18 protein-coding genes are annotated in these 17,259 nt (G+C 70.7%); 7 read left to right on the top strand and 11 right to left on the bottom strand.

Going from position 1 to position 17,259, the window contains the following annotated elements:
- Window positions 1–16: 16 nt before the first annotated feature.
- A complete protein-coding gene (locus tag AAFX79_04195; GenBank protein MEO1007741.1) occupies window positions 17–1,150 on the top strand; it encodes an amidohydrolase family protein in 1,134 nt (377 codons plus the stop codon).
- Window positions 1,147–2,436, top strand: coding sequence for a kynureninase (gene kynU, locus AAFX79_04190; GenBank protein ID MEO1007740.1), 1,290 nt, complete (start codon window positions 1,147–1,149; stop codon window positions 2,434–2,436). The genes AAFX79_04195 and kynU overlap by 4 nt, the downstream gene beginning before the upstream one ends.
- On the opposite strand, the gene apaG is transcribed toward kynU, so the two are convergent.
- Both apaG and AAFX79_04180 read right to left on the bottom strand, forming a co-directional pair.
- Window positions 2,433–2,879, bottom strand: coding sequence for a Co2+/Mg2+ efflux protein ApaG (apaG, locus tag AAFX79_04185; GenBank protein MEO1007739.1), 447 nt, complete (start codon window positions 2,877–2,879; stop codon window positions 2,433–2,435). The genes kynU and apaG overlap by 4 nt on opposite strands.
- 46 nt (window positions 2,880–2,925) lie before the next feature.
- Window positions 2,926–3,471, bottom strand: a complete 546-nt coding sequence (locus AAFX79_04180; protein ID MEO1007738.1) for a hypothetical protein — start codon at window positions 3,469–3,471, stop codon at window positions 2,926–2,928.
- A 119-nt stretch (window positions 3,472–3,590) separates the two neighbouring features.
- Between AAFX79_04180 and AAFX79_04175 the strand changes: the two genes are divergently transcribed.
- Window positions 3,591–4,514, top strand: coding sequence for an isocitrate lyase/phosphoenolpyruvate mutase family protein (locus tag AAFX79_04175; GenBank protein MEO1007737.1), 924 nt, complete (start codon window positions 3,591–3,593; stop codon window positions 4,512–4,514).
- Window positions 4,515–4,533: 19 nt separating this feature from the next.
- On the opposite strand, the gene AAFX79_04170 is transcribed toward AAFX79_04175, so the two are convergent.
- Together AAFX79_04170 and AAFX79_04165 are read right to left on the bottom strand one after the other, a co-directional pair.
- Complete coding sequence (locus AAFX79_04170; protein MEO1007736.1) at window positions 4,534–5,208, bottom strand: DUF1579 family protein; 675 nt, start codon at window positions 5,206–5,208, stop codon at window positions 4,534–4,536.
- A gap of 102 nt (window positions 5,209–5,310) precedes the next feature.
- Window positions 5,311–5,691, bottom strand: coding sequence for a hypothetical protein (locus AAFX79_04165; protein MEO1007735.1), 381 nt, complete (start codon window positions 5,689–5,691; stop codon window positions 5,311–5,313).
- A 108-nt stretch (window positions 5,692–5,799) separates the two neighbouring features.
- On the opposite strand from AAFX79_04165, the gene AAFX79_04160 reads away from it, so the two are divergent.
- The gene (locus tag AAFX79_04160; protein ID MEO1007734.1) at window positions 5,800–6,327 is read left to right on the top strand and encodes a hypothetical protein; all 528 of its coding nucleotides are present in this window, start codon (window positions 5,800–5,802) and stop codon (window positions 6,325–6,327) included.
- On the opposite strand, the gene nuoE is transcribed toward AAFX79_04160, so the two are convergent.
- On the bottom strand, window positions 6,313–6,918 hold the full coding sequence (gene nuoE / locus AAFX79_04155; protein ID MEO1007733.1) for an NADH-quinone oxidoreductase subunit NuoE: 606 nt from the start codon (window positions 6,916–6,918) through the stop codon (window positions 6,313–6,315). The genes AAFX79_04160 and nuoE overlap by 15 nt on opposite strands.
- 56 nt (window positions 6,919–6,974) lie before the next feature.
- A complete protein-coding gene (locus tag AAFX79_04150) occupies window positions 6,975–7,790 on the bottom strand; it encodes a lamin tail domain-containing protein (protein ID MEO1007732.1) in 816 nt (271 codons plus the stop codon).
- A gap of 66 nt (window positions 7,791–7,856) precedes the next feature.
- Between AAFX79_04150 and AAFX79_04145 the strand changes: the two genes are divergently transcribed.
- The gene (locus AAFX79_04145; protein ID MEO1007731.1) at window positions 7,857–8,693 is read left to right on the top strand and encodes a hypothetical protein; all 837 of its coding nucleotides are present in this window, start codon (window positions 7,857–7,859) and stop codon (window positions 8,691–8,693) included.
- Here AAFX79_04145 and AAFX79_04140 read toward each other — a convergent pair.
- The gene (locus AAFX79_04140; GenBank protein MEO1007730.1) at window positions 8,690–9,517 is read right to left on the bottom strand and encodes a hypothetical protein; all 828 of its coding nucleotides are present in this window, start codon (window positions 9,515–9,517) and stop codon (window positions 8,690–8,692) included. The genes AAFX79_04145 and AAFX79_04140 overlap by 4 nt on opposite strands.
- Before the next feature lie 205 nt (window positions 9,518–9,722).
- Between AAFX79_04140 and AAFX79_04135 the strand changes: the two genes are divergently transcribed.
- Entirely contained in the window at window positions 9,723–10,502 is a 780-nt protein-coding gene (locus AAFX79_04135) for an SDR family NAD(P)-dependent oxidoreductase (protein MEO1007729.1), read from the top strand.
- Window positions 10,503–10,541: 39 nt separating this feature from the next.
- On the opposite strand, the gene AAFX79_04130 is transcribed toward AAFX79_04135, so the two are convergent.
- On the bottom strand, window positions 10,542–10,787 hold the full coding sequence (locus AAFX79_04130; protein MEO1007728.1) for a hypothetical protein: 246 nt from the start codon (window positions 10,785–10,787) through the stop codon (window positions 10,542–10,544).
- A complete protein-coding gene (locus AAFX79_04125) occupies window positions 10,784–12,073 on the bottom strand; it encodes an NADH-quinone oxidoreductase subunit D (GenBank protein MEO1007727.1) in 1,290 nt (429 codons plus the stop codon). Before AAFX79_04125 ends, AAFX79_04130 begins: the two co-directional genes overlap by 4 nt.
- Before the next feature lie 179 nt (window positions 12,074–12,252).
- Between AAFX79_04125 and AAFX79_04120 the strand changes: the two genes are divergently transcribed.
- Entirely contained in the window at window positions 12,253–14,472 is a 2,220-nt protein-coding gene (locus tag AAFX79_04120; protein ID MEO1007726.1) for a glycosyltransferase, read from the top strand.
- 18 nt (window positions 14,473–14,490) lie between these two features.
- On the opposite strand, the gene AAFX79_04115 is transcribed toward AAFX79_04120, so the two are convergent.
- Window positions 14,491–15,975 (bottom strand): leucyl aminopeptidase family protein, encoded by a 1,485-nt coding sequence (locus AAFX79_04115; GenBank protein MEO1007725.1) that lies wholly within the window; start codon window positions 15,973–15,975, stop codon window positions 14,491–14,493.
- Window positions 15,976–16,166: 191 nt separating this feature from the next.
- On the bottom strand, window positions 16,167–17,009 hold the full coding sequence (locus AAFX79_04110) for a GC-type dockerin domain-anchored protein (GenBank protein ID MEO1007724.1): 843 nt from the start codon (window positions 17,007–17,009) through the stop codon (window positions 16,167–16,169).
- Window positions 17,010–17,259 lie beyond the last annotated feature (250 nt).

The following is a 17,259-nucleotide window of genomic DNA, read 5'->3' as shown; positions in this document are numbered from 1 at the left end:
CCGAGAGGGGGCGCGTATGTTCAAGCTCGACCTGCACACCCACATGCTGCCGCCCGAGCTGCCCGACTTCTCGGCCCGCACGGGCTACGGCGGCTGGGTGACCAGCGAGCCCATCGCCGACGGTCCCTTCGCGGGCGGTGCGCGGCTGTCGATCGACGGGCGGCATTTCCGGGACGTCAAGCCCAACTGCCTGCACGTGGACGCGCGGCTCCGCGACATGGAGCTCAACGCCGTGGACGTGCAGGTGCTGTCCACGGTGCCGGTCATGTTCGGCTACTGGGCGCAGCCCGAGCACACGCTGGAGTTTGCGCGGCTGCTCAACGACCACCTGGCGGAGGTGTGCCGCACTCGGCCCGATCGGTTCGTGGCGCTCGGCACGCTGCCGATGCAGGACCCTGCCATCGCCATCCGCGAGCTGGAGCGGTGCGTGCGGGACCTGGGCATGCGGGGCGTGCAGATCGGCAGCCACATCGAGCGGCCCGGCGCCCCCGACTGGAACCTGTGGGAGCCGGCGGTGCAGGACGTCTTCGCGGCCTGCCAGGACCTCGACGCCTGCATCCTGGTGCACCCCTGGGACATGATGGGCCGCGAGCAGATGGGCAAGTACTGGCTGCCTTGGCTCGTTGGCATGCCCGCCGAGACCGCCCGCGCGGTATGCGCGATGATCTTCGGCGGCGTGTTCGATCGGCTTCCGAAGCTGCGGGTGTGCTTCGCCCACGGCGGGGGCTCGTTCCCGTACACGATCGGGCGGATCGAGCACGGGTACAACAGCCGGCCGGACATCGTGGCGGTCGACTGCGAGCGCAACCCGTGGAGCTACCTGGCCGACTACGGCCGGCCCGCGCGGTTCTGGGTGGACTCGGCCGTGTACAGCCGCAATGCACTGCGATACCTGATCGCGATGATGGACGAACGCCGCGTCGCGCTGGGCAGCGACTATCCGTTCCCGCTAGGCGAGGCTCGATCGGGGGCGATGATCGACTCGATGTACGACCTGACCGACGCCACCAAGCGGCAACTGCTCAGCGGCACCGCGCTCGAATTCCTCGGGCTGGGTGCCGACAGGTTCCCGGCCCTGCAGGAGGAACGCCGGGCCGCGGGCGAGCGATCCGCGACCTTCCACGCCGAGACCGCGGAGCCCGGCAAGTGAGCAATCAGGATCTGCAACTGCTGGCGGCCGAAGCGCGGCGGCTCGACGCGGAGGATCCGCTCGGCGCGGAGCGTGCGAACTTCGCGATCCCCGCGGGCGAGGATGGCGCCGAGGTCGCCTACTTCTGCGGCAATTCGCTCGGACTCATGCCCAGGTCCGTGCCCACGCTGATGCAGGAGGAACTGGACGACTGGGCCCGCATGGGCGTCGAGGGGCACCAGGGCTCGCGGCGGCCCTGGTACGGCTACCACGAGGCGTTCCGCGAGTCCGGGGCGCGGCTCGTCGGCGGTCGGCCGGGCGAGGTCGTGATGATGAACGGCCTGACGACCAACATCCACCTCATGCTCGCGACCTTCTACCAGCCCGCGGGCAGTCGCACCAAGATCATGGTGGAGGACCACCTCTTCCCGTCGGACGACTACGCGGTGGAATCGCACATCGCGCACCGGGGTCTCGATCCGCGGGAGCACACCATCCGCGTCGCGCCGCGTCCGGGCGAGGCGGCGCTCCGCACCGAGGACGTGCTAGCCGAGATCGAACGGGCCGGCCCGGCTCTCGCGCTCGTGATGCTCTCGGGCGTGAACTACCTCACGGGCCAGTGGTTCGACATGCCCGCGATCACCGAGGCGGGGCACCGCGCTGGTGCGCGGGTGGGGTGGGATCTCGCGCACGCGGCGGGCAACGTGCCGCTCGAGCTGCACGACTGGGACGCCGACTTCGCGGTTTGGTGCAGCTACAAGTACCTCAACGCCGGCCCCGGTGCGGTCGCCGGGTGCTTCGTGCACGAGCAACACGGCCGCGACGCCGATCTCCCGCGGCTCGCGGGCTGGTGGGGCAACGACCCCGAGACCCGCTTCCGGATGGAGACCGGCTTCGTGCCGCGAGCCGGAGCCGACGGCTGGCAGCAGTGCAACCCGCCGATCTTCTCGATGACGCCGCTGCTGGCGTCGCTGGAGATCTTCGATCGCGTCGGCATGCCGGCGCTGCGGGCCAAGAGCCTGCTGCTCACCGGCTTCCTGGAGCGGACGCTCGCGGCGCTCGCGCCGGACGCACGCGTGCTCACGCCCGCGGATCCCGCACGCCGGGGCTGCCAGCTTTCGGTGTCTTTGGGCGGGCACGCGCGGGCAATCCAGCGGGAACTCGGCGATCGCCGCGTTGTGGCCGACTTCCGCGAGCCCGATGTCGTGCGGCTGGCGCCGGTGCCGCTCTACAACAGCTTCGCCGACGTTGTGCGGTGCGGCGAGGCGATCGCCGCCGCGCTGGGCCGAGTGCCGGCGCGGGGCTAGGCGTCCTCGGACACGAGGTAGAAGCGGCCGATGGCGACCTCGAAGGTCGAGCCGTCCTCGGCGGCGAAGGTGTACGCGCCCTCCATCGTGCCCCAGCGGGTGCGGATGGGGCAGTGGCTGCTGTACTCGAACTGCTCCCCGGGCAGCAGCGAGGGCTGCTGGCCGACGACGCCCTCGCCCTCGACGTGCTCCGCGCCGCCGTGCGCATCGATCACGGTCCACCGCCGGCTGAGCAGCGTGACCACTGGTGCGCCCACGGGCGCGTCGTAGGTGATCGAGATCTGGTAGCCGAAGTAATGCCGAGGAATCGCGGCGTCGGATCGCTCGGGCCGATACTCGGGCCTGACGCGGACGCGGACCACGCCGGACTCCACCGCGGTGGGCGTATCCGAGCCGTGCGGACCGGGATCGATCAGGCTGATGCTGGAGCCGCCGCTGGACACGGGTCCCCTCCTTCGGTGCGGAGAGGATAGCAGGCTCGCGCGGGCGCTACCGGCGGCCGCGGCGGGCCTCGGCCTTCGCGGTCGATCGTCCCGTGCTCCGGGAGCCCCTCGAGGTCGGCTTGCGCTGGCCGGTCTTTGCGGACGGGCCGCGGCTGCGGGCACGCAGGGCGTCGGCCGCGGGCTTCGCGCGGGGCGTGCGGCGTGGAGTCGCCCGCTGCTGCTGGGCCGTCGCGACGAACTCGGATAGGCGATCCTCGAGCTCGTCGATGCGGCGCGCCAGCGCGTCGGCACGCGTCGATTGGCGGGCCTTCTCGATGCGGGCGATCCGCGATTCCAGCTCGGGCACCGCCACCAGGATGGTCCGCAGGGCGCCCTCCAGCCGCTCGACGGCCTGCGCGAGCGACGGATCGCTGCGGCGGGGTGGCAGCGGCTTGGCCTCGACCAGTGCGGCCCGCGTCGCGCTCGCGATGGGTTCGGACGTGGGCACCGGGGCCGTCGCCTCCGGCGCGTCGGCGTGGCCCACCCCTGGAGCGGCCTCGGCCGATGGCGCGTCGGGCGAGCGTTGGTCGGCGTGGGCGGCATCGGTCGGCATGGTCATGCTCCGGGTCTCTGGATCTCGATGGCATCGGCGTTTTCGGACCCCGCCTCCAGCCGACCTGCAGCCCGAGAGCCACCGGCTGGCCTCGGTCGTCCTGCCGGGTAGCATGCCGCATGGGGAACAACACGCCAACGCCGGGGCGCCGGCTCCGCGACGCGATGGATCGGGGCTGCGTAATGGCGCCCGGTGCGTTCAACGGCCTGGCAGCAAGGGCCGTCGCACGCGCGGGCTTCGAGGCGGCCTACGTCTCGGGCGGCGCGACGAGCGCGGCCGCGGGCGTGCCCGACGTCGGGCTGCTCACGCTCGATCGCTTCGCCGCCACGGTGCGGGAGGTCGTCAGCGGGACGGTGCTCGAGCCCGGAGGAGACCCGCTGCCCGTGCTCGCCGACGCCGACACGGGCTTCGGCGAGGAGGAGATGGCCCGCCGCACCGTGCTCGAATATCAGCGAGCGGGCGCGGCGGGGCTGCACCTCGAGGACCAGGTGTTCCCGAAGCGGTGCGGCCACCTCGACGGCAAGACGCTCGTCGACCTCGACCACGCCGCCAGCAAGATCGAGTGGGCGGTGCAGGCGGCCTCGGAGTCCTCCGACCCGGACTTCGTCGTGTGCGCCCGCACCGACGCGAAGGGCGTCACGGGCATGGACGACGCCATCGCGCGGGCCACGCGGTACGCGCAGTCGGGCGCGTCGATGATCTTCCCCGAGGGGCTGCACGACGAGGGCGAGTTTGCGGCCTTCGCTCGGGCGATGGCGGGCGTGACCGTCGCCGGCCGCGACCACCCGCCCTACCTGCTGGCCAACATGACCGAGTTCGGCAAGACGCCGCTGATCCCCCACGCCCGCTTCGCGGAGCTGGGCTACCGCATCGTGATCTACCCGGTCTCGTCGCTGCGGGCGGCGATGGGGGCCGTCGAGCGGATGCTGGCGGCGCTCAAGCGCGACGGCGGCGTCGACGCCGTGCTCGGCGAGATGCAGAGCCGCACCGATCTGTACGACCTGCTCGGCTACACGCCCGGACAGCCCTGGGCGCACCGCTAGGGCGTCGTCGACCCCGGTCTCACCCCGAGGTCTTGGTCAACTCGCCCGACATGCTGTGCCACCACTGGCCGTCCTCGTCCTTGGCGTAGCCCGAGACGGTGTGCTTCTGGGGGTCCGAGGCGTCGTGCACCCATTTGTGCGGCACCAGCTTGCCGGTGCCCGCCTCGTGCATCGACCCCTCGAAGGTCCACGTCTTGCTGGCGGCGTCGTAGGTGCCCTTGGCGGTCGAGATCGCCGGCGAGAGGTTCTCGATCCAGACCGACTCGAACGAGTTGGTGTAGCTGTTGTAGCCGATGGCGCCCATGCCCTCGAAGTCCATGCCCATAACGGTGGCCTTGACGTGCTCGGCCACGAACATGCCGTCCATGATCCACTCGCGGGTGACGGTGCCGGGGAAGTCGGTCCACTCCTCGTCGGGGGTCATGCGGAAGCGCATGGTGCCCTCCCAGGTACCCAGCATCAGGTCGAGGTGGTCGTGCTGCTTGGCGCGACCAAACATGGACGGATCCATCGCGGGCTGGTTGCCCTCCTGGGCGCCACGGTTGCCCTCTTGGGCGAGCGCGCTGGAGCCGAGGGCGTCGGGTCCGCTGGCTCGGCCGGCGACGAAAGCGATCCCCGCGACGGCGGCCAGGATGATCGTCAGCCCGGTGCGGCCGTGCTTCATGGTGCTGCTGTTGGTGCTGCTCTTGAACATGGCAGAGTCCTCCGCGGCGGGCGACCACCCGATCGCCCGTGCCGTTCGGGATTCTATGTAAGCAAATCGGGGTGAGCCCGGGGTGCGGCCGGACGTCACCGGCTAGCGGAGCAGCCCGAGCGGATCTGGCGTCGCGACCAGCCCATCGGAGGGCAGCACGCGGCCGCTGGCGTTGATCCGCTCGAACACGAGCCGATCGGGCCCGCCGCGGACCCGCAGCCGAAAGGGCCCGGGGGGCTCCAGGCGGAGGATCCAGAAGGTCTGCTGCGCCCGGTCCGCGTCGCTGGCCTCGATGCGCAGCTCCGCGGGCGGTCCGGGCCTCAGCCGCTCGGTCTCGATCCAATCGGGCCGGCGGATCGACGAGCCCGGGGGCAGACCGAAGGGGGCCGGATCGTTGGCGAGCAGCGTCTGGGGGCCGGTGACGCGGAGCCAGGCGGACGACTCGTTGACGACGGTGAGCGAGGAGTGCCGGCAGCCGAGCATCGCGGCCGCGAGGACGAGGCCGGAGAGGCACCACGCGACACGCCAGCCGCCGGTTTCCCAAGCATGCTTCCGGAGGACGCCGCGATGCGCTTCAGGAAGCCGAGAGCCATGCAGGGCAACGAGCCGATCTTCGCCGAGACGCAGCGGCTGCACCAGAACCTCGTGGTGCGGTACGTGGTGCCGATCTCGTGCGTCGCGGTGCTGGTGTTCGTGGGCGGGGCGATGCTCGCCTCGGGCGCACCCATCGCGGAGGTCGCGCTGGCCGCGGCCGTGCTGCTGGGCACGCCGCTTGTCATTGCTCAGCTGCCGATGCGGACGGTCGTGACGCCGCGCGAGGTCCGCGTGGCGATGCTCGGCCTGTTCCGGTGGCGGATCCCGATGGACGCCATCGTGTCGGTTGAGCCCGCAAAGTACGTCTTCCTGCGCAACTCGACGGGCTGGGGCATCCGCCCCTCCCGCACGTTCGGGCTGATGCTCACTGTCGCAGGCAACCGGGGGGCGCAGCTGCGCTACGACTCGGGCGGCCGCACCAAGCGGCTGCTCATCGGCAGCCAGAGGGCGGATGAGTTGGTCGAGGCGATCCGCATCGCCGCGGACGTGCGCCGGCACGAGGCGGACGCCCTAGTGATGGCCTAGGTCGTAGCCCGACGAGGCGCCGGGCTCGACGCCCTCGCGGCCGGCGGCCTCGGCGGCGCGGTCCTGGGTCCGCGCGATGTCGGCCAGCTCGGCCGCGCGCTCGGGCGTGAGCTGCTCGTGCAGCTGCTCGTCGACGAGCATGACCGGGGCCGTGCCGCACGAGCCGATGCACTCCAGCTCGACGAGGCAGACCTTGCCGTCGGCCGTGGTCTCGCCGACGTCGATGTCGAGCCGGTCCTTGATGGCCTGGGTGACCTCGGGCTGCCCGCAGAACTCGCAGGCGATCGATCGGCAGACGGCGATGACGTGCGAGCCCCGGGGCTCGAGGGCGTACTCCTCGTAGAAGGTGGCGGTATCGAGCACCTGGGAGGCCGCCAGTTCGAGGAACTCGCCGATCTCCTCCATGGCCTGGGCGGGCACCCAGCCGTACTCGTGCTGGATCATGTGCAGCGCGGGCAGCAGGGCGGCGAGGGTCGTCTCGAACCGCGGGAGGTAGCGCTCGCGGAGCTCCTCGCGCATCGCGTCGGTCAGGTAGGGCTCGTCGCGACGCTCGATCTGCGTCGTGCCCGAGGGCTTGGCGATCCAGGCCATGGCGGTGCTCCGTCGTGTGCTGGGCCGGGGCGGCCGCGCGCCCCGGCGGAGCGATGCTAGGTCCGGGGTGATCCGCCGCTTTGGGGTCTTGGCGTCGTCCCGGGGTCGAGGTCGTCCGCGTCCTCGTCGGCGGTCGCCTCGTCGTCGCGCACCGGGAAGGCGACGCCCGGGCTGTGCGGCCGCCCGGTCAGCCGCTGGTGGGCCCGCATGGGCTCGTGGGCCGCCTGCCGCTGGACGCTGCCATTCCCCCCGGTGTCGACGCGATCGGTGTGGAGCGCGTCGGCGGGGGGGGCGTCATCGGGCGAGCCCCACACCACGACCTGGACGGGCTGGCCGACGGGCGACTCGAGCAGCACCCAGTCGGCGGTATTGGCGAACGAGACGTACTTGGAGGTCGCCCGCGCGGTGAAGGCCCACGCCCGCTCGTAGCGGGGATTGGTCGAGGGTGGGGCCTTGTGTTCGTCGCCCACGGGGCCATCCCAGGTGCAGCCCAGCCCGTTGAAGACGACGGCGGTCTGCCCGGGCAGCAGCATCAGCTGCGGGAATGTGAACGAGAATCGGCTGGACTCGCTGGGGTTGCGGTCCCGCAGCGTGTAGCCGGTGAGCGCGATCGGCTCGGCGTGCGGATTGGTGACCTCAACGAACTCGTCGCCGGTGGAGTGCCGCCTGCCGTCGCCGCTGGCATCGCCGCCGCTGGTGGGCACCGCGAAGAGCACCTCGGTGATGAGCGGATGGGGGTAGGGCACGACGGGTCGCACCAGCTCGGTGCCCGCTTCGGGGGTGGCTCCCGGGGCTGCATCCGGAGCCTGGGCCAGCACGGTGGCGGGGCCGAGCGTCAACATAAGGACAAGGATGCAACCGGGCCGGCTCATGGGCTTAGGCTACCCAGAATCGGGGGGTTTCGCAAGGCGTTCTTGTGTTGGATGCTCGGAGGGGCGATGCGTGTAGCGAGGTTCTGGGCGCGACGGCATGCGGAGATCGAAGGCTGGCGGCGGGATGCCTGGGGCTCGTCCGACGCCAGTGAGGCGGAGGCCGCCGAGCGGGCGCAGGCGAAGGCCGATCGGCTCGCGGCCGAGATCCATGCGCAGGACGATCCGTCGCTGCACCACTACGAGTACCAGCGGCTCGACCAGCCCGAACCCATCGTCGAGGACGTGACCACCGAGGCCGGCGAGCGGATCGGCGCCATCACGATCAACCGCTACGGGGCCTCGGTGCTCAACACGGCGAGCCTGGCATTCGTCGACGTCGACCTGGCACCGGCCCGGAAGCCCGGATGGCTCGAGCGCAAGCTGACCGGATGGAAGCCCGATGACGGCGGCCGCGCGCTCGACGCCCTCCGGTCGTGGGGGGCCGAGGACTCGGGCCGGGGCGCTCGGGTGTACCGCACCTTCGCGGGGCTGCGGTACCTGCTGCCCGCGCCGGCCCTGGATCCGGCGTCCTCAGAAACGGGCGAGCTCATGCATCGCCTCGGGTGCGACGAGTTGTACGCGAGGCTCTGCCGATTCCAGGGCAGCTTCCGCGCCCGGCTCACGCCCAAGCCCTGGCGGCTGGACATCGCGTCGACACCCAAGCTGCCGTACGACAAGCTCGTTGAGCAGAGCGAGGACACCCGCGCCTGGCTGCGGTCCTACGAGGAGGCCAGCCGCGGCTTCGCGGTGTGCGAGCTCATCGAGGAGGTCGGCCAGACGCGGCCGCCAAACCACGACGTGGCGCGGCTGATCGCGATGCACGACGAGTGGAGCGGCGTGGGCAGCGGGCGGCCGCTGGCCTAGGCGGGCAGCGGGTCGAGGCCTTCGGCGTCGGGCTCCGCGTCGCCGGCGTCGTCGAAGGTCGGGCGGCACACCAGGACGTACAGCACGCCCGTGACGCACGCCGCGAGCGGAAGTCCGTAGAACACGAACGGCAGGATGAGCAGCAGGATGCTCGCGATCAAGATGAGCGTGAGCACCACGCCGGTGACGAACAGCGTCGAAACCTTGCCGTGCGTGAGGTACCACGAGAGCTGGATGGCCTCGATGGACCCGGGCTTCGCCCCCAGCGGATCAACCGCGAGCATCGTCGCGAACCACAGCCGGATGGCGAAATAGATCAGCACGGCGTAGAGCGCCAGCCCAAGCACGATCGGGACCACAAGGCCCACGCTGCCGGCGGCGGCGATGGCCGCGGCGGCGGCGATGCCGACGACGACGGCGCCGATAAAGATGAACCCCCAGAGGCCGATCATGTAGAGCAGGGCGATGAGCACCACGACGCCGTATCGCGAGAAGCCGATGAACAGCGTGCTAAGCGTGCCCGTGCCGTCGCGGTAGCGCATGGCGGCGAGCATCCCGGCACCGATGCCAAGGGGCGTGGTGATGAGCAGGCTCGCCAGCTGGGAGACCGGCTGGACCATGGCGTCCGGGCCGACCAACGCCGCGTCGATGAGCCCCGCGACCGCGACGATCGCCAGGTTCAGCAGGACCAGCAGCAGGGTGGCCCCCAGCAGGAGTCCGTAGTTGCGGCCCAGCAGGCCGTGGGCGTCCGACAGGGCGGAGCCGAGGGTGAGTGTGGTGCTCGGGGCCGGAGCGGCATCGTCGCGCGGCGGTATGGAGTCCATGGCAACATCTCCCATGCACGCCGCGACGCGGGCGGCGTGGGATGGAGCATAGTCGGGAAAACCCGTTGGGGAAGGTGCGGTTGCGCGAGCCCTCGCCTCGGCCTCGCGACGCGTCGGTGATCGTCCTTGGACCCGCGGCTCCGCGGCGCACCCGCACGAGGACGGCTACCGTCGCGCTCGAACGGCACCGAAGGGAGACGCACGCATGCAACTCACGGGCAACACCATCCTCATCACCGGCGGTGGCTCGGGCATCGGGTACGGCCTGGCGAAGGCGCTGCACGAGCGGGGCAACACGGTCGTTATCTCGGGCCGCACGGCCGGCCGCCTCGAGGAGGCCGCGGCCGGCTCCGAGAACATGCACGCTCGCACGCTCGACGTGGCGGACGCGACCGACATTGCGCGGTTCGCCGCGAGCATCACCGCCGAGTTCCCAGCGCTCAACGTGCTGATCAACAACGCGGGCATGATGCAATTCGAGTCGTTCACCGAGGGCCACGCCGATGCGGGGGATGTCGCCGAGCGGACGATTACGACCAACCTGCTGGGCCCCATCCGGCTGACCAACGCGCTGTTGCCGCACTTGCTCGGCCGCGATGGAGCGGTGGTGGCCCACGTGACCAGCGGCCTGGCGTACGTGCCGCTGTCGAACGCCGCGACCTACTCGGCGACGAAGGCCGCCCTGGCGAGCTACGGCGACTCGATGCGGTACCAGCTCGAGGGCACGGGCGTGCACGTGGTCGAGATCGCCCCGCCGTACGTGCAGACGCACCTGACGGGCGACGACCAAGCGAACGACGAGCGGGCGATGCCGCTCGACGAGTACATCGCCGAGGTGATGCGGCTGTGGGAGGCCGACCCCGATCGCGACGAGATCATCGTGGAGCGGTGCGAGCCGCTGCGGTTCGCGCGGGAGCGCGGGGCGTACGCGGGGACCTTCTCGGGGCTGAACGACGCGATGGCGGGCCGGCCGCAGACGACCTGAGCAGTGCGCGGCGCAGGGTCGAAGCCGGCCGCGTGGGTCTCAGCGAATGACGATTGTCGCGTCGGGTAGCTTGATCTTCTGGCCTGCGGGCAACGCCATGCGTGCCGACTCGCCCGGCTCGAGATCGATGGAATAGACGCCGCCGCCGCGATGCTGCGAGATGACGATCGGGTTGCGGCCCGTGTTGGCGACGTCGATGGTGTGGGTACGCTGGCAGCCGCCGAGGAGCGGGGCTGCCAGGACCAACGCGGTCGCACCGATGAGCGTGCGGCGTGGGGGCTTCATCGATCCAGCTCCGCCGCCACGACGTTGATGCTGCCCAGGATCGCGACGATGTCGGCCAGCATGTGGCCCTCGGTGAGCTTGGCCATGATCTGGTAGTTCATGAACGTGGGCGGCCGGGTGCGTGCCCGCCAGGGGCGGGGGCCGCCGTCGCTGACGATGAAGTAGCCCAGCTCGCCGTTGGCGGTTTCGTTGGCGCCGTAGGCCTCGGCGACGGGGGGTTTCCAGCCGCGGTTGCTCATGATGAGCTCGAAGTGCTGGATGAGGCCCTCGATGGAGCCGTAGACCTCGCTCTTGGGCGGCTTGACGGTCTTGGCGTCGCTGAAGACGTCGAGCGGGCCCTGGGGGATGTTGTCGATGAGCTGATCGATGATCTTGATGGATTGCTTGATCTCTTCGACGCGGACGAGGAAGCGGGCGTAGACGTCGCCGTCATCGCAGACCGGCACCTGGAAGCGAACGGCCTCGGCGCCCTCGTAGTCCCAGTTGTCGGCGTAGCAGAGGTACGGCATGTCCTTGCGGAGGTCGCGGACGACTCCCGAGGCCCGGGCCATGGGGCCGCTGATGGACCACGCCAGGGCGTCCTCCTTGCTGATGTAGCCCACGCCGCGGGTGCGGTCCTGGAAGATGCGGTTGCGCTCGACGAGGGTGGTCAGGTCCTTGAGGGCCTGGGGCAGGTCCTCGTGGATGAAGTGCTTGACCATCCGCTGGAAGGTCTCCTCGTCGGGCAGGTCCTGCATGGCGCCGCCGACTCGGGTCCAGTCGGGGTGATATCGCTGGCCCGAGACGAAGTCCATGATGTCGTAGATCTTCTCGCGGGGGTTGAAGGCGAACAGGAAGCCGCTGAAGGCACCCAGGTCGAGCCCGGCGGCACCGACGCACAGCAGGTGGTCCTGGATGCGGGCCAGCTCGGCCAGGATGGTGCGGAGCACCTTGCACCGCGGCGTGATCTCGATGCCGAAGAGCGTCTCGACGGCGTGGTGCCAGCAGATGTCGTTGGCGACCGGGCTGAGGTAGTTCATGCGGCTGACGATGGTGACATACTGGTTGTAGTCGAGGGCCTCGCCCAGCTTTTCGAAGCCGCTGTGCAGGTAGCCGATGTGGGGCGTGCAGCGGGCGATCCGCTCGCCGTCGAGCTCGAGGACCAATCGAAGGGTCGTGTGCGTGGCGGGGTGCTGGGGGCCGAAGTTCAGCGTCCAGCGGTCGCCGGTGTCGACGTGTTCGCTGAGGTAGCCGGTGTTCTCGATGTCGACGTCGTAGCCCTGGTCCGGTCGAAGCGTGAATGGCATCGTGGTCTCCGCGGGGCGGGCGGCTCCCGCACCTCTGGATGCTAGGAGAAGCCGGTCCGCCCGACCGGCCGCATGCGGGGCGACCCGGGCCCGGTCGGGGCGTGCGACTACCATCGGTTGTGTGCCGCAGCGGCCCCCGGGGCGCGCCACGGACGGGCACGCCGGACGCGGGGATTGCCATGCGGATGTGCCTGGTCAACCGGGAGGTCTCGCCCTATTTCGGGGCGGGCATCGGTGTCTACGTCGCCGAGATGGCGCGGGCCTACGCCGCGGCGGGGCACGACGTGCACCTCATCACGGCACCGCACGAGGGGCTGGGCGATCCGCTGGCGGCCGATCACCTGCCGGGCGTGGCCGTGCACGTCGCCGATCCGAAGCACCGGGGGCGGACGGTCCACGACCAGTCGGTCCGCTTTGCGAGGTATGGCTTCCAGGGGCACGCCCTGGCCTGCCATCGCGTGCTGCGGCTGCTGCACGAGCGAGAGCCCTTCGACTACATCGAGTTCCCCGAGTACTGGGCCGACGGCTACTTCGCGCTTACGGATCGGCACGCCACGGGCGCGTTCGGCGACGCCGTCCTGGGCGTGCGGCTGCACTCGCCCACCGAGCTGGTGCGGTCACTGAACGGCGAGGACGTGCTCGATACGCCTACGGCGCTGCTGGAGCGGATGGAACTCGAGTGCCTGCGGATGGCCGACGTGCTGGTGTCGCCCTGCCATGCGCTACTCGGGCACGCGCAGCGGATGCTCGCCGAGGCCGACGCCGAAGCGCCCGCGGGCGAGGTGGTGCCGTACCCGTTCGATCTCACCAAGGCTCCGCCGGACGCGCCGGTCGACGGCGGTGACCTGCCGGACGGCGAGGGGCCGCTGGTGCTGTACTTCGGGCGGCTGGAACGGCGCAAGGGCGTCGATCTGCTCGCCGAGGCTGCGACGCGGCTGCTCGGCCGGGGCGTGGCGATGCGCCTGCTCATGGTCGGCGGCGACACCAAGAGCGGCCGCTTCGGGCGCTCGATGCGGGCCGATCTGGAGGCCGCGTTCGGCGACGAACTCGGCCGGCGCGTGCGGATCGAGGGTGCGCGGCCCCGGGAGCAGCTCGGCGGGCTGCTGCGGGCGGCCGACGTGATCGTGCTGCCGTCGCGGTGGGAAAACTTCCCGAACGCCCTGCTCGAGTCGATGGCGATCGGCGGCTGCTGCATCGTGGGCAGCGCGGGCGGCATGGCCGAGATCGTGCAGGACGGCGTGAGCGGGGCGGTGTTCCCGACCGGCGAGAGCGCGGCGCTCGAGCGGACGCTGGAGTCGCTGCTGGCCGATCCAGAGCGTCGGGCCGCCTACGGCCAGGCGGCCCGGGAGCGCGTGGCCTCGCTATGCAGGCCGCGGGACGTCGTGGCGCGGATGGAATCGCTCATGGGCTCGGTGCGCGCCGCGCGGCCGGACCGGATCGCGACGCCGATCGCGTCGGCCGTGCAGCCCCGCGTATCGGTGATCGTGCCCTTCTACAACCTGGCCCACACGCTGCCCGAGACGCTGGAGAGCATCCGGGCGCAAACCTTCGGCGACTACGAGGTGCTGGTCGTCGATGACGGCTCGACGCAGCCCGAGAGCCGGGCGATGGTCGATCGGCTGGAGCGCGAGTTTGATGGAGACCGCTGGCGGGTGCTGCGGAAGCCCAACGGCGGGCTGGGTTCGGCCCGCAACTTCGGCATCCGGCACGCCCGGGCCGATCTGGTGCTGCCGCTGGACGCCGACGACATCCTCGCGCCGGCTTTTCTGGAGCGAGTGGTCGGGGCCATGGACCGAGACCCGGGACTCGCGGCGGTGGGCACGTTGGTGGCGTTCTGGAGCGAATCCCCGGGCGAGGTCACCGGCTCGTGGCTGCCCGTGGGCTTCGATCGCGACATCCTGTGCTGCGACAACTGGGCGTGCAACGCCACCGCCCTGTTGCGCAGGGACGCGGTGCTCGCCGCCGGTGGCTACGACGAGCGGCTGACCGCCTTCGAGGACTGGGACCTGTACTGTGCCCTCGCGCGCCGCGGTGAGCGGTGCATGATCGTGCCGGAATTCCTGTTCCACTACCGCATCCGTCCCGGCAGCATGCTGCGGACCGAGGGCTTCAGCCGCAAGGTGGCGCTGCGATCGCACATCCTGGCGCGGCACCCGGGGCTCGCGCGGCGGCCCGAGCGGGCCCTCCGCATCGAGCTGGCCAAGAGCGAGGGCTACGAGCTCGATCAGCGCGTCCGCGAACTGCTCGACGAGAACATCCGCTATCGCCTGGCCGACAAGGTCAACCAGGCGCTCAAGGGCGTGCGGCTGCAGCAGAGCGTCAAGAGCCTGGCGCGGCTTGCGGTGCGGCCGAGGGCGGCCCGGACGGCTGCCGACGAGCGAGCCCGCGCGGCGACCTAGGGCGGGTGATTCGGGGGGCTACCAGTGCTCGGCCAGCCGCGCGAGCAGGCGGGCGCCGAAGCCCGTCGGGCCCGCGATGTAGGGTCCCTCGTCGGCGTCGACGGCGTGCGTGCCGGCGATGTCGATGTGGCACCAGGGCACCTTCTCGTCGACGAAGTAGCTCAGGAAGGCGGCCCCCTGGATGGGGTGCGCCTTGCGGTTGGGGTTGCTGTTGATGATGTCGGCGACGCTGGACTTCATCATGTCGCGGTACTCGCGGTGCATCGGCAGCCGCCAGACGCGCTCGCCCGTGGCGTCGGCCGAATCCTGGACGCGGCCGAGCAGCTTCTCGTCCTCGCACCACACACCGGCGAAGGTGGAGCCCAGCGCGACGACGACGCCGCCGGTGAGGGTCGCGATGTCGAGGATGGCGGCGGGCTTCTCCTTGTCGCAGGCCCAGCAGAGCCCGTCGGCGAGCACGAGGCGTCCCTCGGCATCGGTGTTGGTGACCTCCACGGTCACGCCGTTGCGGAAGGTCAGCACGTCATCGGGGCGGTAGGCCTCATCGCTGATGCTGTTCTCGGCTGCACATAGGAGCGCGACGACGGGCACCTTGGGCTTGATGGTCGTGGCAATGGCGTGCATAGCGCCGAGCACGGCGCACCCGCCGTCCTTGTCGCGCTTCATGCCCCGCATGCTGTTGTTGATCTTGAGGCTCAGGCCGCCGGTGTCGTAGGTCATGGTCTTACCGACGAGCACGATGGGCTTGGCGCCCTTGCGCGCGGGGGGGGGCTTGTACTCCATGCGGATGAGGCACGGCTCGTTCTCGCTGGCCTTGCCGACGTTGATCAGGCCCTCGAGGCCTTCGCGCTCCAGGGTCGCGCCCTTGAGGACGCGAACCGCGACGCCGTGCTTCTTGAGCTTGCCGGCCTGCTGGGCCATCCACAGCGGCGTGGCGATGTTGGGCGGCGTCTGGCTGAGCGTGCGGGCGAGGTTGGCGCCCTCGGCGAGGCCAAGCCCGTGCTTGAGCGCCCGGGCGCGGAGGGCGACGGGCTCGGTGATCGCCAGCTTGGTGCGCTTGCGGGGAGGGCGGGCCTCCCCCCGGAAGTCGTCGCAGGTCCAGCCGATGAGGCCCAGCCCCTCGCCCAGGGCGATGTAGGCCTCGGCGACGTCGAGGCGGGCGGCCATCAGCGGTCCGCTGAGCTCGAAGCGCACGGACGATTCCTTGGCCGCCGCGAGCTGGCGGCCCGCGTGGCCGGCCATCGTGCGGAGCGTCGCGACGTCGAGGTCCTTGGCGTCGCCCAGGCCCACGAGCAGGACGCGCTTGGCGGGATCGCCGCCCGCCGGGAAGACCTGCGCGACGCTGCCGGGCTCGCCGGTTGCCTCGCCCCGCTTGAGCGCGGCGGCGATGGAGCCGTCGGCGTCGAGTTCCTTGGCCTCGGGGCTGAGGGGCTTGCCCTTGAGGTAGCCGATGACCAGCGTGCTGGCGGCGCCGCGGCTGCGGACCGAGATGGAATCGAACATGCGTGGCTCCCGTGTCGGAGGGTGCGTCGTGGATGGGCCCGGGCCGTTCCGAGTGACCGCGCTCGGCCGCCGCGGCTCGCGGGCGGGCAGTGTAGCGAGACACGAACACAGGCGGACGGCCCTTGGAAGAGGCCGCCCGCCCGCCACGGAGAGGAAGCCGCGCGACGCGCGGCAAGCTGGGGACTTGCCGCCTAGGGGCAGCCCGCGTCGAACTCGTTGCTGAACTCGAGGAAGTCGAAGAGCGTCAGGATGCCGTCGCCGTCGAAGTCGGCGGCGATGTCGCCCGCGTCGAAGGCGTTGCTGAAGGCCAGGAAGTCGAAGAGCGTCAGCTCGCCATCGCCGTCGAAGTCGGCGCGGCAGCCGGCGGAGACCTCGACGAAGAGCACGTCGTCGACGTAGGCCGGGATGACGTCGGGGGCGTACAGATCGAGCACGTCGATCTGGGTCTCGCCGCCGCCGCTGACGTTCTCGCTCCAGACGAGGTCCTCGGCGAGCGGCACGCCGTTGTAGGAGATCGTGAACAGGTCGTTGGTCAGGTCGATGGCCGCCTTGACCTCGACCCACTCGTCGAGAACGGCGTCGGTGGTCGCGCCGTCGAACTGGCTCTCGACCACGCCATCGAGCGAGCTGACCCGCAGCTGCATCGACCAGTTGCTGTTGCCTGGGTCTGCGTCGTTAAAGGTGTTGAGGATGATGACGTAGAAGTCGCCGACGAGCTCGTCCGACGGCAGGTAGACGAAGCAGCTGAACTCCCAGGTGCCGTCCTGGGCGATGGGCACGCCGCCGCCGTCCCGCATCCGGAAGATCTGGTCCGTCTCGAGTCCATTGGCCCAGAACGCGTTGCTGCCGGTGCGGGCGATGTCACCGGTGACCAGCGCGTCGGTGCCGCCGGGCCACACGTCCCAGCCCCCCTGGCCGGTCAGAACGCTGCCGGCCGCGTAGTCCTCGAACCCGTCGTCGATGAGCGTGACCTGTGCCAATGCCGGCGCAGCGGCAACTCCGAGCGCCGCGGCGCACCACGTAAACGTCCGCATATCGGACCTCCCCTGTATCTTCCGTGGTGCCGATGGCGTGACCTCTCGGCGCGATCTCCGGGCAGGTAGATCGTGCGCACGCCCTGGCATCATGTACGACGCCGGCACCCTGGCCGGTCGTTCGGTGCGATGCGTTGACCCCCACGGCGGGACCTGAGTCCCCTAACCTGTTGCCCAGTTTGACCGAGACGCGTTGGAAAGTCAACCGAATCTGTCGTCCGGAGGAAACCCCAATCGCCGATCGAGCGGA

The sequence above is a fragment of the Planctomycetota bacterium genome, assembly GCA_039819165.1.
Lineage (GTDB): Bacteria > Planctomycetota > Phycisphaerae > Phycisphaerales > UBA1924 > JAHCJI01.
Note: the sequence above shows the minus strand (reverse complement) of the source record. Positions and strands in the feature narration are given on the sequence as shown.

What these genes read in the sequence shown, in the direction of transcription:
- AAFX79_04160 (MEO1007734.1), top strand. Translation starts at nt 5,800, where the DNA reads ATGCAGGGCAACGAGCCGATCTTCGCCGAGACGCAGCGGCTGCACCAG.
- AAFX79_04115 (MEO1007725.1), bottom strand. Translation starts at nt 15,975, where the DNA reads ATGTTCGATTCCATCTCGGTCCGCAGCCGCGGCGCCGCCAGCACGCTG.
- AAFX79_04175 (MEO1007737.1), top strand. Translation starts at nt 3,591, where the DNA reads ATGGGGAACAACACGCCAACGCCGGGGCGCCGGCTCCGCGACGCGATG.
- AAFX79_04135 (MEO1007729.1), top strand. Translation starts at nt 9,723, where the DNA reads ATGCAACTCACGGGCAACACCATCCTCATCACCGGCGGTGGCTCGGGC.
- AAFX79_04140 (MEO1007730.1), bottom strand. Translation starts at nt 9,517, where the DNA reads ATGGACTCCATACCGCCGCGCGACGATGCCGCTCCGGCCCCGAGCACC.
- AAFX79_04130 (MEO1007728.1), bottom strand. Translation starts at nt 10,787, where the DNA reads ATGAAGCCCCCACGCCGCACGCTCATCGGTGCGACCGCGTTGGTCCTG.
- AAFX79_04170 (MEO1007736.1), bottom strand. Translation starts at nt 5,208, where the DNA reads ATGTTCAAGAGCAGCACCAACAGCAGCACCATGAAGCACGGCCGCACC.
- AAFX79_04150 (MEO1007732.1), bottom strand. Translation starts at nt 7,790, where the DNA reads ATGAGCCGGCCCGGTTGCATCCTTGTCCTTATGTTGACGCTCGGCCCC.
- AAFX79_04125 (MEO1007727.1), bottom strand. Translation starts at nt 12,073, where the DNA reads ATGCCATTCACGCTTCGACCGGACCAGGGCTACGACGTCGACATCGAG.
- AAFX79_04145 (MEO1007731.1), top strand. Translation starts at nt 7,857, where the DNA reads ATGCGTGTAGCGAGGTTCTGGGCGCGACGGCATGCGGAGATCGAAGGC.
- AAFX79_04180 (MEO1007738.1), bottom strand. Translation starts at nt 3,471, where the DNA reads ATGCCGACCGATGCCGCCCACGCCGACCAACGCTCGCCCGACGCGCCA.
- AAFX79_04195 (MEO1007741.1), top strand. Translation starts at nt 17, where the DNA reads ATGTTCAAGCTCGACCTGCACACCCACATGCTGCCGCCCGAGCTGCCC.
- nuoE (MEO1007733.1), bottom strand. Translation starts at nt 6,918, where the DNA reads ATGGCCTGGATCGCCAAGCCCTCGGGCACGACGCAGATCGAGCGTCGC.
- AAFX79_04110 (MEO1007724.1), bottom strand. Translation starts at nt 17,009, where the DNA reads ATGCGGACGTTTACGTGGTGCGCCGCGGCGCTCGGAGTTGCCGCTGCG.
- AAFX79_04120 (MEO1007726.1), top strand. Translation starts at nt 12,253, where the DNA reads ATGCGGATGTGCCTGGTCAACCGGGAGGTCTCGCCCTATTTCGGGGCG.
- AAFX79_04165 (MEO1007735.1), bottom strand. Translation starts at nt 5,691, where the DNA reads ATGCTCGGCTGCCGGCACTCCTCGCTCACCGTCGTCAACGAGTCGTCC.